Origin of the sequence: Peribacillus sp. NPDC097284, assembly GCF_044761765.1 — a bacterium.
Taxonomy (GTDB): Bacteria; Bacillota; Bacilli; order Bacillales; family DSM-1321; genus Peribacillus.
Genome location: NZ_JBIWCZ010000004.1, coordinates 68,351 through 84,902, shown reverse-complemented (window position 1 = coordinate 84,902; position 16,552 = coordinate 68,351). Strand labels below are relative to the sequence as shown.

Sequence of the window (16,552 nt, the reverse complement as noted above, 5' to 3'; positions counted from 1 at the left end):
TTTTTTTACCACGTATTGACCAGTGGTTAAATAAAAGGGAGGGCGTCCATTATGAAAAAAGCATTGGTAGTAGGAGCTTCAGGAGGAATGGGGTATTCAATCGTCAAGGAATTATCAAACAGGGGGATCTCGGTGACGGCCTTTGCACGCACCCGCAGTAAGCTAGAAAAACTTTTCGGAAATGATTCGAATGTGACGATCCATACGGGAGATCTATTTCAAGTGGAGGATTTAGAAAGAGCAGCCCAAGGTGTTGACGTCATATTCCAATCAGCGAACATTCCCTATTCAGAATGGGATGAGAAGTTAGTGGTCATGATGTCCAATATTATGGAAGTGGCAAAAAAGAATGAAGCGAAACTTGCCTTTGTCGACAATATTTATGCCTATGGACGCAGTTCAGGGAAAAGCGTGACTGAAATGACGGTTAAACATCCCCACACGAAAAAAGGAAGCATCCGCCTGAATGTCGAAAACCTGATTAAGGAATCAAACATTCCTGCAATCATTGTTCACTTTCCTGATTTCTATGGTCCCAATGCGGAAAGTTCTTTACTGCATTATACGCTTAATCATGTCATTAAAAATAAGAAGGCCAGTTATGTGGGCGACCAAAGCATTGCCAGGGAATTCATATACACCCCGGACGGAGCAAAAGCCATCGTTGAATTGTCCCTTAACGAAGAAGCGTACGGTCAGAACTGGAATATACCCGGTCATGATGTGATTACTGGAAAAGAACTAATCAAGATCATTCGCGACATAACGGATTATCAAAAAGGAGTATCCACCATTTCAAAGAAGATGATTCAATTCTTGGGGATCTTCAACTCCCAGATGCGTGAAGCGGTCGAGATGTATTATTTGAATGAAGAACCGGTTGTGTTGAACGGGGAAAAATACGAAAAGCTGATTGGACCGGTGCCTCGGACTTCTTATCGTGAAGGGTTGATCGAGACGGTGGAGTATATGAAAAGCCATGCATGAAAAAAACACGGCGTAAGAACGCCGTGTCGGTAATCCCTATAATCAACCTTTCCCAGCTTCGAATCCAGGGTATTTGGTCATGCCGCCATCCGCATATAGTGTCAAGCCGGTGACGTAGCTGGATTCCTCGGATGCGAGCCAAACCGCACATGCAGCGATTTGTTCCGGTTTTCCGATATAGCCCATCGGAATCAGGTCGATGACTTCTTGTGTCGCCTTTGGATCATTGAATTTCTCGGCGTTAATCGGTGTATCGATCGCTCCAGGGGAAATGTTATTCACGCGGATTCCTTTTGGCGCATATTCAAGGGCAAGTGTTTCGGTCATCATTTTGACGCCACCTTTACTTGCTGCATAGTGAACAAAATGTGGCCATGGAATTCTGTCATGAACCGAAGACATATTGATGATGTTTCCTTTAATATCATGTTCTAACATATAACTGATTGCATCCCGACTTGCTAAAAACATGCCGGTAAGGTTGACGTCGATGACCTTTTGCCAATCTTCTAGCGTCAGTTTTTCGCTTGGCACTTCATTTTCAATGCCGGCATTGTTGATCATGATGTCGATGGTACCGAATGTATCCACTGCAAACTGAATTAATTTCTTCACATCTTCTTCTTTTGTAACATCGCCTTGAATGGCTGCGGCCTTCCCGCCTGAAGCTTCAATCGTTTGAATGATTTCCTTATAGTCGTTCTCTTCCGAATGATAATTTAAGACAACTCGTGCTTTTTCCTTTCCGAAGCGTTCCGCCATTGCTTTACCTAATCCTGTTGCGGCCCCTGTGATTACGACTACCTTGTTCTCTAAATCTGTATACATACTATATCCTCTCCCTTATTTATTCTTTTGTGAATCCAATCATGACGCCACCGGCGATGACTAAGATACAACCGATGATGACATAGGTCATTTGTTTCTTTGATTTTTTCTCTCCTAATAGGAAGATGCCGCCTAAAGTGGAAATGACGATACCCATTTGCGAGAATGAAAAGGCAATGGCAACGCCCACTTTTGGATTAGCGAGAAGGAGACCGATATTCCCGGTCGCCCACATGATCCCAGTTAAGATGTTGCGTCCGGCATATTTGTTGAATGGTTTATGTTTAATGGATAGAAGGAAAGCTGCAATAAACATTCCGAACGCTTGTGGCAAGATAGCCGACCACCCGTCAATGTCAAACCATCTGACGACGATGACATAGGTGACAAAACCAAGAGTGGAGACGATCAAGTAAAGGATTCCTTTTTTCATGCTGCCTTCATTTTTTCCTCTACTACCTTCATAGCTTGTCAGCAATACACCGGCGATCAAGAAAATGATGGCAATCACGCCAAGGATGATCGTCGAAGTGGTGTTCCACTCCTTAAAGACGATAACCGCAAAAAATGTATTTCCTAGTATTTGCAATCCGGTTGAAATGGGAACGGTTTTGGAAACGCCCATTTCCTTGACACTGTTGAACTGAAAAAGTTGACCGAACGCCCAGCCAATCCCTGAAATGATTCCGACAATCCAGATGAGGCTCGTCCATTCGGGGGGATTGATGACCGACATCACGATGGCAAACAATAAAGAGCCGATGGTGATACCGAGTGTTTGGTTATATGAGTTGCCTCCGAGTTTTTCGGAAACAAGTACCAAGCTTCCCCACGTTAATGCGGGGATAAGTGCATAGAGAAAACCTTCCACAAAATCCATCTCCTAAGTTACAAACATTTGTATTAATGAAAAGTACTAGTTATTTAGTTAGCTACTAATAAATTTCCCTTGTTTTCTAAAATGAAAACATTTTTTTAATATATTAATTTAGATACATGATTCGTTTCTCCCGAATCAATGGGCTGAAAAATAAACCGGTTTATGGTATTTTTAATTAAAATTAGTTAGGAGTGGGAACATGACGACATTACATGAATGGTTTGAAAAGGGGATACCTGCAAAGGAATTTGTGGAGTCGATGAAAGTGAATAAGGAAGGCTTGCAATCCGTATACGAGCGTTTTTCCATTTCGGAAGAAGACCGTGCATTTTTCGAAGAAGTAAAAGGGAAAGAGCTGAGAGCGATTGTCATTACAGAAGATTGGTGTGGCGACGCGATGATGAATATCCCGATCCTTTTGAACATCGCACAGGCAGCGAATATCGATACGCGGATGATTCTGCGGGATCAAAACCTTGAGCTGATGGATCAGTACTTAACGAATGGAACGGCACGATCGATTCCCATCTTTATTTTCATCGATAATCAAGGGAAGGAAAAAGCGGTTTGGGGCCCTCGAGCACCTAAAGTACAGGAGTTCGTAATGGAATTGCGCAAGGATTTGCCAGCTAAGGAAGACGAACATTTTGAAGCGGCACAAAAGGAGCTTTTTAAGAAAATCGGGGAATCTTATGCCCAAAACGAACAGCTTTGGCAAGAAGTGTACAGCAGTATTAAAGAAACATTGACGAAGGCGTAAACCACTTGCATCCCCGTTTTTAGCGGGGATGTTTTTTTCTTAACCTTACAAAGTTTTGATTCTTTCCTCTTTATTTTCAGTATGTGGTGCGACCGACATGCCCAAAGCCGGGATAGCTGCCAGAGCAACGGTGATAGCGGATAAACTAAAAACCGTGAATAGCGAAGTTATTTTCAGCAATGGACCCGATGAAGCCGTTCCAATTAAGAGAAATAGAATGAAGATGGGCGTGATGATGCCATTTGTTCTGCCGATGAATTTTTCTTCCACAAGTTTAATCATCATGGTGCTTAAGAGTATTTGCATGAACGCCATCATGAAGGCGGTGATGAATCTCATCGATGCCGTTAAAATAAAGGAAGTGGACAGTACTTCGATAACGGTGGAGAGGGCTAACAATAAAAACGTACCAACAAACGTCACCCTCACATGAAGACGATTAACTAAAGTGGCCGCGATGATTCCCCCAATCAGTAAACCAGCCCCTGCTGCAGCGGATAACCATTGAAGGGCTTCTTTTGGCAATTGTAGCCTATCCGTGATCAGAAAAACCTCGAGCGGTTGTACCAGGCCTGCTCCAAGACCCAAGAAACAAAAGATCAGGGCGATTCTTTTCAAATTGTGATTATGGAGTACATAGTGAAAGCCTTGTTTAATTTCTGTAACGATCGTCGAGTCAGCCTGTTTTTCCTTTTTGGCATCCTTCGGTAAAAAGAGCGTGATGACCGTGGATAATCCAAATGTAAGAATTAACAAGGAAAGGGAAACCGAAATGCCAAAATTCGAATAGACGGCCGTACCGATGATGGGTCCCAGAATCAAGAACAGGGAACCTAGGCTTTGCACGATGCCTATCGCCGAACCGACTTGATTTTCAGGGATGTGCCGTTTGAAAATCTTCGCGGAAGAAGGTTGTGAAAATTGAGAGACGATTGCTGAGACGAATGTGGCAAAGAAAACGGCTTCCCACATCCCGAATGAGATGAAACCTAAAATGATCAGAATCGAAACGATGCTGAGCAGCCCGCCGCTAATGATCGTCTTCTTTGGATTCCAACGGTCGGCAAAGGTTCCGCCTATAAAGGAAAATAAGAAGATGGGGGCGTACTCGATGACAGTGATAAGGGATATCGCGACCGGATCCTGATTCGTTTTTTCGATAATGTAAAACAAAACGGCCATATTTCGAATCCATATGCTGATTTGATCAAGCATATCCGAACTCAACATGATCCAGAAAACCTTATTTTTCAATAATTGGTTCATCCACAGGCAGCTCCTTCTTAATTAATCTGACCGTTCGGTTTAATAAATTCCTAAAAAAAATCGTTCTACAGGACTATCGTTAAATAATCGAGGAACATCCTTTCTTGGGAAAAGGATAAGAAAGGGATGTTTGTTCCTCTAGTGTTTCGAAATGCCTTTTAAAAAGACGTCCACGCTTTTGTGATATAGTCTCCTGATTTCAGGAAATTCCATCTCGTAATAGGTGGCATGTAATCCGGCATGCATGCCAAAGAGAATGTACATAAGGTCTTTGGGATTATCTTCGATGAACGCCCCTTCTTTAATTCCCTGGTCAATGACGGCTTCATACGTGTCATAATACTGACTGCGATAAATTTCTAAAATATGCGCAAAAATCTCAGGGTCAGCCGTTTCACTTCCGCCAAATTCCTCAGCGGCTTTAATTAATGGACTTTGCAGATCTTCAAGATAATGGTCTGCCAATGCATATAATTTCTCTACACTCGTGCGGTAGTTCTTTTGCTTGATGTTCCAGGCGCGCTTCCACTCGTCGGCGTTATTCTCGACGATGTACAAGAAAAGTTTTTCCTTGCTTTTGAAATGATAATAAATGCTCCCTTTACTGCTTTCGGAGACGTTTGTGATGTCTTCCATTGACGTAGCGGCGTAACCCTTTTGGGCAAACAATTTTTCTGCTTCTTTAGCTATCTTAAGCTTAGTGGGAGAGGGGGTACTTTGTTGTTTCATGTCAGATAAGCCTCCAATGATAAACTGAACGTTCGGTCTATAATTAAACTATCGTAATTTCCTATAATTGTCAATGATGTTTTGTTATTCAAAAATCCAGCGCGCATTAAATGGAGGCGCACTGGATTAGTTATAGTGATCAAATCAAAAACATCGCAACAATCGTCGTCACGAATAAACCGATGCATACCGGAAGCAAGTTTCGGCGGGCCAATTCGAAGGGACTGACGTTACAAATGGCCGCCGCTGGGATAAGTGCCCATGGAATCAAGGTACCGCCTCCGACCCAGATTGCCGTGATTTGGCCGAGGGCAGTCAACGTCGCAGTACCGCTTCCAATCGCCGTCCCGAATAGTTTTGCGACCGAACCGGCTAGGGAAATACCTGAAAACCCGGAACCATCCAAGCCGGTAATCGCACCGATGCCTGTCAGTGTGACGGCGGCTATCTCTTTCGTCAACGGAACCGAGGCGGCGAGTGCTGCGCCCAAATCGTTGACGATACCGAGAGAGGCTTTCGGTAAGTAGTCCCCGATGATTTTAGTGAAGCCGGAATCGCCCAAATAGAAGAAAGCGGCAATCGGGATGACCGGACCGAAAACCTTGAAGCCAAATTGAAACCCTTGAATCAAGTAGCTCGTTGATTTTTCAAGGCCAAGATGGCCATGGGCCACGAGAGATAAGATCAGCAAGATAAAAACGGCGGTTCCGCCAACCAATGCTGTTGCTTCGCCGCCTTGTAATTTCAGAAGCCAAAGAGCGACGACATCCAGTAAAAAGGCCAATGGGATGAATATCGCAAAAAACCTCTTCTGTCCCATCGTAAGTAACTCTTCATTCATCCCATCCTGGCCTTCGTCGATTGCTTCTTGTACGGTAGGCTGAATGCGACCAAGCCGCATATCCCGCTTCAAGAAGATGAACGCAGAAACCGTGGTCACGACGCCCATTGTGATGACGAGCGGGATGCTGGCTGAAATGACGTCACCGACCGGAATCGAAGCCGCATCAGCCGTGAGTTTTGGTGCCGCTTGAATGACGAAATCACCCGAAAGCGCAATGCCGTGGCCAAATAAATTCATCGCCATCGCCACGCCTAGTGCAGGCAATCCGGCCCGCAATGCGACCGGTAGCAGCACGGCACCAAGCAAAGCGACGGCAGGAGATGGCCAGAAAAACCAGGAAATGCCCATCATGACGATTCCAATCACCCAAAAGGCGAGCGTGGGATTTTTAATGAATCTAGCAAAAGGTGCAATCATGACATCATTGATACCGGACTTCGTCAAGACGGTACTCATGGCAACAATGATGGAAATGATTAAAATGGTCGACATTAACTCGGTAATGGCGAAAGCGAAACTATTGAATACGCCACTGATGGAGGAAGCCAAACTGCCTGTAGAGACGAGCGCCAAAATGAAGATGCCAACGATGCAAATGAGGGTGGTATCCCGACGCTTTACCATAAACCCGATGATCAACACGATAAATAATACATAAATCCAATGGAGAGCCGTCAATCCCATCCCATAATCCATCTCCCTCAAAATCTTCCTGATACAGATTATGAAGGGGAGCCCAAATGGTGAGTTGTTTTAAAAAAGTCATAAATCGGACTTGTTGGAAAGCTGTCCAAGCCATTGTTGAAAAAAAGACAAGAATGGAGAACATTCAAATGAAAGGAAATTGTCAATTCATGATAAAATAAATTAAAAGGTTGTGAATATTTGTACAAGACGGTGAATATAAAGAGTAGGTGCCATGAATAAAAGGCAGAATGCTTTATATCAAAGCGTTTCTACCTTCTTCACGTTAAAAGTTATAATATTGTCGTAGTAAGTAGGCTAGGTATTTGCAATGTGGATGAGCATGAAGATTCTCTAGCAATCCTTTTATGATCGCCGGTCCGAAAGTTTGTTCAGTCAGCTGTTCCTTGAGTAGGATTAATGATTCTCTTTCTATGGACTCTTCGATTTCCTCAATCTTATTATCCATAAGATCGAGTAGCTGTTCCTTTGTCATTTCTTCGCACATGACAGGACTGATTATTTCTGTCAATTCTTGTGAAATAAAAGGAATGGTTGAATGCCTTGCCAGTATATTCGTTTTTTCCACAAGAGATTGCGAGAGTCGGACTAAATCCAACGGTATATTATAGAATAAAAATAAAACAGCATACTGTTGCAAGAATCCTTTTATACAATAGGTTAAATCATATTTTGTTTGAATGATATCGTCCCCATATAGTCGTTCAACCAATGAGAGGATACTCGTTTCATTGATTCTTTCATAGTGTTGAATTCGTGTTATGAGTTCTTCATTTAATGATTGTGCTTGTTCTTTAAAAATAATTTTAGCGAAGTCTGTATGGTTCAGATAAGATTTAAATGAGGTATAGAAAAATTCATATAAAAGGTCTTCATCTGCTGTGTTTTTGACTACGTGGTCAATATCTGAGACGAGCTGTATCATAAAATAATCGACCAGTGCTATAATCAATGCATCTTTTGATTTAAAAGATAAATAAAAGGCACCCTTTGAAATGCCGCAGTGATCGGTGATTTGCTGTACGGAGGTAGCGTTAAACCCTTGTTTTGCAAAGAGTTCGATGGCCGTTTCCATTATGAGTTCCTTTTTAATCATTCCATTCGCTCCTAGGTCATATTGTTGACAAATGACTAATTAGTCATTAGTATAAGTAAATATGTTTGATAAGTCAATTAAGGGTAGGTGTAAAGGTGAGAGGTTTAGTCAATTTTGTTCTAAGGAATAAACTAGCAGTGTGGCTCCTTACAATTATTATTACGGTATCTGGTATTTATTCGGGTACGCAAATGAAAACGGAGACAATCCCGGATATTACAATTCCCTATTTAACGGTGATGGGTGTATATCCTGGTGCTACTCCAGAGAAAGTGATGGATGAGGTCTCGATACCATTAGAGGAAGCGGTTGAAGGGCTTGAGGACGTGAAAGCCGTTTATTCCAATTCGTATTCCAATATGTCCAATATTCAAGTGGAATATGAATATGGGATCGATATGGATGAGGCGAAGCGTGCTCTTGAATCGGCAATTGACGGAGTAAAGTTACCGGAGAAAGCGGAAGAGCCGACGATTACAGCCATCAGCTTAAACATGATGCCTGTTATGGCATTGAGTGTAAGCAGTACAAAAGAGGATATTGTTGAATTAACGTCAACCGTGGAAGATAGTTTACTTCCAAAAATCGAGAAAATCGACGGGGTTGCTTCGGCCACTACCACTGGCCAGCATATAGAAGAAGTTGAATTAACGTATGACGAAGCAAAAATGGCTAAACTGGACCTTACGGAAGATAAGGTAAAGGAAATGATTCAGGCAAGTGATTTAGCTGTATCATTAGGCCTTTACGAATTCGAAGAAGGGGAACAGGCCGTTTCAGTAGACGGTAAGTTCATGACAGCTAAAGAATTGAAGGGAATGCTTATTCCTGTAACACCATCAGCTAGCAATCCAGCACCTTTTGTGAAACTTAGCGATATTGCTAAAGTTGAGCTAGTTGGGAAAGAAGAATCCGTATCACGTACGAACGGTGAAAATGCGATTGCCATTCAAATTGTCAAAGGGCAGGAAGCAAACACAGTTGACGTGGTTAACGATGTGAAAGATCTAATTAAAGAAGAAGAGAAAAAGATTGATGGCCTTGTTGTCGATGTCAGTCTTGACCAAGGGGAACCAATTGAGGAATCCGTTTCGACGATGATAGAAAAAGCGCTATTCGGCGGTCTAATTGCGATATTAATCATCCTTTTATTCCTAAGGGACATTAAATCGACGATCATTTCGATCATTTCGATTCCTGTTTCAATCTTTATGGCCTTCCTAATCTTAAATGGCCTGGGAATCACATTAAATATCATGACATTGGGTGCGATTACGGTTGCCATCGGACGTGTAATCGATGACTCGATCGTTGTTGTTGAAAATATTTACCGACGCATGCATTTGAAAGATGAAAAATTAACGGGTCGTGCATTGGTGCGAGAAGCGACAATCGAAATGTTCAAGCCAATCATGTCATCAACATTAGTAACGGTTGCGGTATTCGCTCCGCTTATCTTCGTTGGCGGTATGGTAGGCGAACTGTTCACGCCATTTGCATTAACCATGACATTTGCCCTTTTGGCTTCGTTAGTCGTTGCCATAACGATTGTGCCGGCATTATCTCACTTCTTATTTAAGAAAAAATTATATGGTGAGAAGACCGAGAGTAATCATAAAGAGCTTGGCAAATTAGCTAAGGGATACAAACGTGTTCTTAGATGGACATTGAATCATAAAGTGATCACTTCCATCATATCTGTGGTTCTATTAGCCGGCAGTTTGGCGTTAACGCCATTAATCGGTTTTAGTTTCTTAGGTAGCGAAGAAGAAAAAGTGATGTACTTAACCTACACACCAGAACCAGGGGAGCTCAAAGAAGAAACATTAGCGAACCTTGAAGTGGTGGAAAAGAAGTTACTGAAACGTGACGAGATTGATATTGTTCAGTTATCCGTAACAGAGGATGGCGACTCCATGGCCGCAATGATGGGCGGGGGCGGAAGCGGTGCCCTCATGTACCTGATCTTTGACCCAGACATGAAAAACTTCCCGGAAGTACGGGAAGAGATTGAAGAATATGTCTTCAATATTGGTCAATCAGGCGAATGGAAGAGCCAGAACTTCTCGTCTATGTCTGTGGCGAGTGATGAAGTCAGCTACACGTTCTACAGTGAAGATTTAGGTAAATTAAATGACGCGGTAAAAACAGTAGAAGGCGTTATGAAGAAAAATGACGGCTTAAAGGACGTTTCTTCTAGTACAGAGGATGCCTATGTGGAATATACATTCAAAGTAGAACAAGATGAATTATTGAAGTATGGATTAACTACAGCTCAAATCATTGGGATGTTAAGCCCTTCTACCCAAGAAGAAGTATTAACAACCATTGAAAAAGACGGTGAGTCAGTAGAAGTCATCGTTCAGCAAGATCAAGACGAACAGCCAAAATCAATTGATGATATGTTAGATAAAAAAGTACCAACCGCAACAGGTACGACGATGAAACTTTCTGAATTGGTCACGGTTAAAGAAGGAACCACGTTGAATACATTGGCCCGTAGTAAAGGTGAATACTACGCCACTGTTTCAGGAACCATCACAGATAAAGATATTTCAAAGGCTACTTCTGAAATAGATGAAGACATTGATAAATTAGACTTACCAAAAGGCGTGACAATCGGTGTAGCCGGTGTAGCAGCGGATATGTCAGAAACATTTACCCAACTTGGTTTAGCCATGATCGCAGCAATCGCAATCGTGTACTTCATCCTTGTTGTCACATTCCGTGAGGGTGTCGCACCATTTGCTATCCTGTTCTCCTTACCGTTTACGGTCATTGGTTCGTTTGTAGGTTTATTAATCGCTGGTGAAACGATCTCGGTATCGGTCATGATGGGACTTCTCATGTTAATTGGTATCGTTGTAACAAATGCCATCGTACTTGTAGACCGGATCATTCATATGGAACGTGATGGTATGAGTATGCGTGAAGCCATTCTAGAAGCTGGCGCAACACGACTCCGTCCAATCCTGATGACGGCCATTGCAACCATCGGAGCATTAATGCCATTAGCATTCGGCTCAGGCGGCGGCGGTTTAATTTCAAAAGGTCTTGGTATTACAGTAATTGGTGGATTAGCAAGTTCAACGCTATTAACATTGCTTATCGTTCCAATCGTTTACGAAGTATTATCAAAACTATTCAAGAAAAAACGTAATGAAATAGACGAAAACTAAAAGAGAGCCCTGCAGGATGATGATCATCTTGTGGGGCTTTTTTTGCGGCATTCCAGGAGATATTATCGGTGCCGACCTCAATGAAAGTATTGCTACAGTCCCTTTTCTAGAAGAAGAGTTGGTAACGGCTAATCATAATGCTAAGGATATGGTCCGCGCTCAGAAAACGGATGGCTTCAAATAAAAGCTTATCATTTAATATTAATCGTTATTGGGCAAGCCATAAATAGTCATCTCCTTCAGATTCATAGTAACCTTTTTTTTACTATACCGAAATACTCTTACATTTACAGAATTATTTCCACGCCACTTGTTATATTAATAGGGGTCATTCTCATAGAGGCCATCATCCCTTTGAATGGTTTTAAAACCATATCCCACCGAATCAGTGAGTAATTTCTAAATAAAAAGCATTAGTTTCTTTATTTTCAACTATACATCGAGTATTCTTAATGGGAGATAACCACTAGGATAAAAGAGGGATAATTCGTGAAGCACCTATACAGTGAAATACTACAATTTAGGGGTACGCATTATGACTTTGGATTCATGCAGGGGGAAAAGTTAAAGGATTCCCTCACTGTTAAAAATCGTGAAGATCAGTGGAAAGTAAGGCAGCCACGTTTTACGGTTGAAGAGGAAGAGGTCAAAAATGCAATTACTTCATTTGCACCTGGCGTATGGGAAGAAATACTCGGGTTCCAAGAAGCATTAAAATGGCCAATCGAACGTGTTCTCCAGGAGTTCGGCGGCTATAGATTGGATTATGTTCGATCGGGTTGTTCGATCATGACAGGCGATTCGTATTTGGTGCGTAATTATGATTACCATCCGAAAACCTATGAGGGACGTTATGTGCTATTCCAGCCGACGGACCAGGGGTATGCGAGCATCGGTCCGAGCCAACGCGGGACTGGACGGATGGATGGGATGAACGAAAAAGGGCTATCGATAGGGTATAACTTCATGAATCGGAAAAATCCCGGCGATGGATTCATTTGCTGCATGATTGGCCGATTGATATTGGAGTCTTGTGCAAATGTCGAGGAAGCCGTTGCGATGCTGAAGGAAATTCCGCATCGACATTCATTCACATACGTCGTTCATGATGGAAGTGGGAAGAGTTTTATAATAGAAACGTCCCCAAGAAATGTGGAGGTCCGGACAGCGACTGCCTGCACCAATCATTTTGAGATCCTGAAGCATGAAAACCGTCATCATCTTGTGGATTCGAAACGGAGATTGGACACTATCCATCAACAACAGGATAGCATCTCGGATACATATGAAGCATTTCGTTTGTTTAACGACACCAATCAGGGTGTTTTTTCCGATTTGTATAGCAGCTGGGCAGGAACGATTCATACGTCGGTTTATTTGCCGCGTGAAATGAAAGCATGGATTGCACTGGGCGGCAATCAAGAGCCTACGGTTTTGGACTTTGCAAAATGGCTTGCAGGAGAAGATATTGAAAAAGAAAGAATCATGGGTGTGATTGATACCACCATCCCATTTGTACATATGGATGAAGGGGCGAATTGGTTCCGTGAGTAAGAGTGGATAATGGAGGCTCGATCTTTGGATTGGGCTTCTTTATTTATTCGTGTCTCCAAAATTGAGTGTATTTTTACATGATGAGGGATAATATGTAGGGATGACGACATCATTATTAGATTAAAACGAATGAACATAGTATGAAACAATGCTGTGTAAAGGGATAGTTGTATAATAGAATGGATGGTAAAGTGGATACATATAAAATCTAACAGAAGATTCTACCAAATGGGGAATAGAGGGAGATAAATCATGGAAACAAAAAAGGTATTACCCGTTCTTTTCTTAGTGATGTTTTTAGTCATGGTTGGGTTTGGAATCATCATTCCCGTCATGCCTTTCCTGGCTGAAAAAGTGGGAGGAAGCCCGACAGAGCTTGGTCTTTTGATGGCTGTCTATTCGTTCATGCAATTGATATTCGCACCAATGTGGGGCCGGATATCTGACAGGATTGGCCGGAAGCCGGTTATGATGATCGGGATTGCAGGCTTGGCTGTTTCGTTTTTCATCATGGCATCGGCGGATTCTTTACTGGTGTTATTCATCGCCAGGATTATCGGGGGTGCCTTATCTTCAGCGAATATGCCAACTGCCATGGCATACGTAGCAGATATTACGACACCTGAAGAACGGGGAAAAGGGATGGGAATCATTGGGGCCGCTACAGGACTTGGCTTCATATTCGGTCCGGCCATTGGTGGGATATTCTCGGAGACGAGTTTGAATATGCCGTTTTACATCGCCGGCATTTCATCCATCATTACCCTCATATTAGTCATGATATTACTGAAAGAATCGCTTACTGAAGAAAAAAGATCCCACCGGACGGAAGAAAAGGTGTCCATGTGGAAATCCTTTAAAGGCCCGATGAGCGTCCTGTTTATTCTGCAATTGATCATTACCCTTTCCATGGCGGGCTTAGAGACGACGTTTGCTTATTTTGCAGCCCAAAAGGCTGATATAAGTCTTGTTCAATTAGGTTATATCTTTATGATCATGGGATTCGGTAGTGCGATTGTTCAAGGTGGATTAATCGGACCGATGACCAAGAAGTTCGGGGAAGGAAACGTCATTCGAATCGGAATTGTCGTATCGGCGATTGGATTTGTGCTCATCTTGTTCTCGACTAATTTCTGGACATCGGCGATTTTCCTGACGATTTTCGGATTGGGGAACGGTGTCATCCGCCCTGCCATCTCGGCACTGGTCACTAAAAGTTCAACATCCGGCCATGGTGGGGTCACGGGCTTACTTTCTTCCTTTGATTCATTCGGAAGGATTGCGGGCCCTCCTATAGGTGGTTGGTTATTCTCCATCTACATCGGTTTACCTTTTATATCCGGTGCGATCCTATCGCTGTTTGCATTGGTCCTTTATCAAGTGTTCCATGCAAGGAAACGATTAGTGGAAACAAGCAGCTAATCGAGAACATAAATAAGAAAAAACGAGTTAGGAAATTCCTACTCGTTTTTATTTTTGGCTGATGACTTTGATCTTGGAGAGCACCCAATCGTATTCCCCGCTTGAAATTACGCTATCGCAATATTCGCATTGTCCGGATGCGTTGATACTGACATTCGCTCCACAGTTTGGACATTGCGTCACATCATATTTCTCTTTTTGAGTCTCGGTCAATACTGTTTCCTTACGGATCAGTGTCCAGATATAAGACATGTGAATATCCCGGTCAGGATTGCCTTTGAGGACTTTCTTGGTGTGATCATCGATTACGTAATCATTCATCCGGGCTTTGATATATACATCGAGTTCGTCATTGGATCCGTCATTTTCATAGCGAACGATTTTCGATTCAAGGATGGCGATATTTTCAACCACATTCGTTTTATGCTGGTCAATATAGGACTGTAATTGCCGGTTATGCATATTGAATAATGGATCGGTTTCAAACGGTCTGATGCTGTTCCACTGTTTCTCCATCCAAGCTTGCTGTAATTGGAGAAACATATTATTGATTTTCGATAAAAACACTTCATCATGAAACAGAGGATCTTTCGATTTCAATCCTGCAAGATTAGCGTCTATAGGCCGGTAGGCAGGCTCTGGGCTTTTTACGGTATTCCTATTGGATGTGGTGCCTCTTCGTTGTGTTTGTTGGTTGCTTTTACCGAATTTTTTATAGGCAAAGAAAGCGATGATCAAAATGACTCCCAATACGGGATATTTTTTTAGAAAGTAAAACAAAAACCATAAGTCGATGCCTTCCCCTGAAGTCGTGGAAGTATTGACGAATTCGTCTTCCGGTTCCTCATTATGCGATACACCATTCCCCACATCGGCTAGTGTGACATCGACGGGAAAGATGAGAAGGGAGGTGAAACAGAGAAGCAGTGTGATGATCCATTGAATGTTCCATTTATTCATCATCCTAATTTATTCCCGCATTCTGCACAGAATTTAGAATTCGGCGTATTGGGATGGCCACACTCCGTACAAAAAGTGGCAACAGCCTTTCGTTCTACTTTCGTTCCGCAATTTCCACAGAATTTTGCGCCTTTTTGATTGTCATGATTACACTCAGGACACTTTTCGGTTTGTTCAGACGGTGCCGTTTTCTCCGTGTGCAATGGTTCATTGTTCTGGTTGCCGCCTTGAAGAGATTGGGAAATGAGTTGCCCAAAACCGAGGCCGGCACCAAATCCCATCCCGGCTTGCATCATATCACCGGCAGAGCCTTCCTTTTCAGAAACATTCTCTAAGGCATCAAGCTTTCTGACATCTTTGTAGTTGTTCATGCCACCCATCATGTTAATGCGCGTTCTTTCTTTCAAGAACTTCGTTAAATCTTCCGGCAAGGAAATGTTGGTGATGGTAAAGGAAACGATTTCAAGTCCCATATCCGTGAATTCGTTTTCCAGTTCCTGTTTCATCGCATCGTTCATCACTCGATAGTTCTGGGATAACTCGGTGATCGTCACACCTTGTTTGGCAACGACATTGGAAAATTCGCTTAAGACATATTCCTTCAATTGCCCTTTTAGTTCATTCAACTTATAGATCTTGTTTGTGGAACTGACGGTATGAATGAACATCTTGGGGTCTTCAATCCGAAAACCAAAGGTTCCGAAAGCCTTGACTTCCACTTGTTCAAACTTTGGATCATTAATCCAAATCGGGTTGGATGTCCCCCATTTCTGATCGATGAATTTTTTTGTGTTTACAAAGTACACATCGGCTTTGAACGGGGATTTGAATCCGAAAGCCCAGCCTTTAATGTCTGCTAAGATAGGGAGGTTCTTCGTCTCAAGCTTATACATTCCTTCGCTAAATACATCAGCCACTTTTCCTTCCTCAACGAAAACGGCGTTTTGGCCTGGGCGTACGGTCAACTGTGCCCCATTTTGAATCTCGTTATCTTTCATGGGGAACTTATAGACCAAGGTATCGTTGGTGGCGTCTTCCCATTCGATAATATCAAGAAATTGTTTACCTATAAAATCCTTAAAACCCATAGTGTCATCCTCATTTCAACATGTAGTACGTCCCGATTGCATTTCTATATATATTCATATATTGATAATATTTCCCATTACATTTTATAATAAATGGTAAATGGTGTAAATGATTAAGGGGAATCTATGAGTCTACCTGTTGGTTTGTTCAATATTCAAGATATCCTTTCATAATGAAGGTTTTGGAGGGATTCGTGAACGAAACCACGAACTGTTTAGATAACGTAAAGAACAAATTCCACCTATATAGCTGA

General features: G+C 42.4%; 14 protein-coding genes. 6 read left to right on the top strand and 8 right to left on the bottom strand.

Annotated features, from left to right (window positions below; all coding sequences use genetic code 11):
* Window positions 1–51: 51 nt before the first annotated feature.
* Window positions 52–987, top strand: a complete 936-nt coding sequence (locus ACIQXU_RS10325; RefSeq protein ID WP_402988961.1) for an SDR family NAD(P)-dependent oxidoreductase — start codon at window positions 52–54, stop codon at window positions 985–987.
* A gap of 42 nt (window positions 988–1,029) precedes the next feature.
* Here the strand turns inward: ACIQXU_RS10325 and ACIQXU_RS10320 are convergent, their stop codons facing one another.
* Window positions 1,030–1,815 (bottom strand): glucose-1-dehydrogenase, encoded by a 786-nt coding sequence (locus ACIQXU_RS10320; RefSeq protein WP_402988958.1) that lies wholly within the window; start codon window positions 1,813–1,815, stop codon window positions 1,030–1,032.
* 19 nt (window positions 1,816–1,834) lie between these two features.
* Window positions 1,835–2,695, bottom strand: a complete 861-nt coding sequence (locus ACIQXU_RS10315) for a GRP family sugar transporter (protein ID WP_402988955.1) — start codon at window positions 2,693–2,695, stop codon at window positions 1,835–1,837.
* 199 nt (window positions 2,696–2,894) lie between these two features.
* Here ACIQXU_RS10315 and ACIQXU_RS10310 point away from each other — a divergent pair, with 199 nt between their 5' ends.
* Window positions 2,895–3,455 (top strand): thioredoxin family protein, encoded by a 561-nt coding sequence (locus tag ACIQXU_RS10310; protein ID WP_402871568.1) that lies wholly within the window; start codon window positions 2,895–2,897, stop codon window positions 3,453–3,455.
* A gap of 45 nt (window positions 3,456–3,500) precedes the next feature.
* On the opposite strand, the gene ACIQXU_RS10305 is transcribed toward ACIQXU_RS10310, so the two are convergent.
* The 4 genes from ACIQXU_RS10305 to ACIQXU_RS10290 form a co-directional block, all read right to left on the bottom strand.
* Window positions 3,501–4,721, bottom strand: coding sequence for an MFS transporter (locus tag ACIQXU_RS10305; RefSeq protein WP_402988952.1), 1,221 nt, complete (start codon window positions 4,719–4,721; stop codon window positions 3,501–3,503).
* Window positions 4,722–4,859: 138 nt separating this feature from the next.
* Window positions 4,860–5,450: a TetR/AcrR family transcriptional regulator gene (locus ACIQXU_RS10300; protein ID WP_402959052.1), complete on the bottom strand. Its 591-nt coding sequence runs from the start codon at window positions 5,448–5,450 to the stop codon at window positions 4,860–4,862.
* Between the two features lie 139 nt (window positions 5,451–5,589).
* Window positions 5,590–6,990 carry a hypothetical protein gene (locus tag ACIQXU_RS10295; protein WP_402988949.1) on the bottom strand — a complete coding sequence of 467 codons (1,401 nt, stop codon included), beginning with the start codon at window positions 6,988–6,990 and terminating at the stop codon, window positions 5,590–5,592.
* A gap of 274 nt (window positions 6,991–7,264) precedes the next feature.
* On the bottom strand, window positions 7,265–8,095 hold the full coding sequence (locus ACIQXU_RS10290) for a TetR/AcrR family transcriptional regulator (protein WP_402988946.1): 831 nt from the start codon (window positions 8,093–8,095) through the stop codon (window positions 7,265–7,267).
* A 95-nt stretch (window positions 8,096–8,190) separates the two neighbouring features.
* Here ACIQXU_RS10290 and ACIQXU_RS10285 point away from each other — a divergent pair, with 95 nt between their 5' ends.
* The 4 genes from ACIQXU_RS10285 to ACIQXU_RS10270 all read left to right on the top strand — a co-directional run bounded on the left by ACIQXU_RS10285 (window position 8,191) and on the right by ACIQXU_RS10270 (window position 14,250).
* Window positions 8,191–11,274, top strand: coding sequence for an efflux RND transporter permease subunit (locus tag ACIQXU_RS10285; RefSeq protein WP_402988943.1), 3,084 nt, complete (start codon window positions 8,191–8,193; stop codon window positions 11,272–11,274).
* 16 nt (window positions 11,275–11,290) lie between these two features.
* A complete protein-coding gene (locus tag ACIQXU_RS10280; RefSeq protein ID WP_402988940.1) occupies window positions 11,291–11,458 on the top strand; it encodes a hypothetical protein in 168 nt (55 codons plus the stop codon).
* A gap of 305 nt (window positions 11,459–11,763) precedes the next feature.
* A complete protein-coding gene (locus ACIQXU_RS10275) occupies window positions 11,764–12,828 on the top strand; it encodes a C45 family autoproteolytic acyltransferase/hydrolase (RefSeq protein ID WP_402871545.1) in 1,065 nt (354 codons plus the stop codon).
* A 252-nt stretch (window positions 12,829–13,080) separates the two neighbouring features.
* Complete coding sequence (locus ACIQXU_RS10270; RefSeq protein WP_402988938.1) at window positions 13,081–14,250, top strand: MFS transporter; 1,170 nt, start codon at window positions 13,081–13,083, stop codon at window positions 14,248–14,250.
* A gap of 48 nt (window positions 14,251–14,298) precedes the next feature.
* Here the strand turns inward: ACIQXU_RS10270 and ACIQXU_RS10265 are convergent, their stop codons facing one another.
* Together ACIQXU_RS10265 and ACIQXU_RS10260 are read right to left on the bottom strand one after the other, a co-directional pair.
* Complete coding sequence (locus tag ACIQXU_RS10265) at window positions 14,299–15,213, bottom strand: TIM44-like domain-containing protein (RefSeq protein WP_402988935.1); 915 nt, start codon at window positions 15,211–15,213, stop codon at window positions 14,299–14,301.
* Window positions 15,210–16,298 carry an SPFH domain-containing protein gene (locus tag ACIQXU_RS10260; RefSeq protein WP_402988932.1) on the bottom strand — a complete coding sequence of 363 codons (1,089 nt, stop codon included), beginning with the start codon at window positions 16,296–16,298 and terminating at the stop codon, window positions 15,210–15,212. The genes ACIQXU_RS10265 and ACIQXU_RS10260 overlap by 4 nt, the downstream gene beginning before the upstream one ends.
* Window positions 16,299–16,552 lie beyond the last annotated feature (254 nt).

Excerpts from the sequence above, each read along its gene's own strand:
- ACIQXU_RS10315 (WP_402988955.1), bottom strand. The coding sequence starts at position 2,695 with ATGGATTTTGTGGAAGGTTTTCTCTATGCACTTATCCCCGCATTAACG.
- ACIQXU_RS10265 (WP_402988935.1), bottom strand. The coding sequence starts at position 15,213 with ATGATGAATAAATGGAACATTCAATGGATCATCACACTGCTTCTCTGT.
- ACIQXU_RS10290 (WP_402988946.1), bottom strand. The coding sequence starts at position 8,095 with ATGATTAAAAAGGAACTCATAATGGAAACGGCCATCGAACTCTTTGCA.
- ACIQXU_RS10295 (WP_402988949.1), bottom strand. The coding sequence starts at position 6,990 with ATGGATTATGGGATGGGATTGACGGCTCTCCATTGGATTTATGTATTA.
- ACIQXU_RS10280 (WP_402988940.1), top strand. The coding sequence starts at position 11,291 with ATGATGATCATCTTGTGGGGCTTTTTTTGCGGCATTCCAGGAGATATT.
- ACIQXU_RS10300 (WP_402959052.1), bottom strand. The coding sequence starts at position 5,450 with ATGAAACAACAAAGTACCCCCTCTCCCACTAAGCTTAAGATAGCTAAA.
- ACIQXU_RS10260 (WP_402988932.1), bottom strand. The coding sequence starts at position 16,298 with ATGGGTTTTAAGGATTTTATAGGTAAACAATTTCTTGATATTATCGAA.
- ACIQXU_RS10305 (WP_402988952.1), bottom strand. The coding sequence starts at position 4,721 with ATGAACCAATTATTGAAAAATAAGGTTTTCTGGATCATGTTGAGTTCG.
- ACIQXU_RS10310 (WP_402871568.1), top strand. The coding sequence starts at position 2,895 with ATGACGACATTACATGAATGGTTTGAAAAGGGGATACCTGCAAAGGAA.
- ACIQXU_RS10270 (WP_402988938.1), top strand. The coding sequence starts at position 13,081 with ATGGAAACAAAAAAGGTATTACCCGTTCTTTTCTTAGTGATGTTTTTA.
- ACIQXU_RS10320 (WP_402988958.1), bottom strand. The coding sequence starts at position 1,815 with ATGTATACAGATTTAGAGAACAAGGTAGTCGTAATCACAGGGGCCGCA.
- ACIQXU_RS10325 (WP_402988961.1), top strand. The coding sequence starts at position 52 with ATGAAAAAAGCATTGGTAGTAGGAGCTTCAGGAGGAATGGGGTATTCA.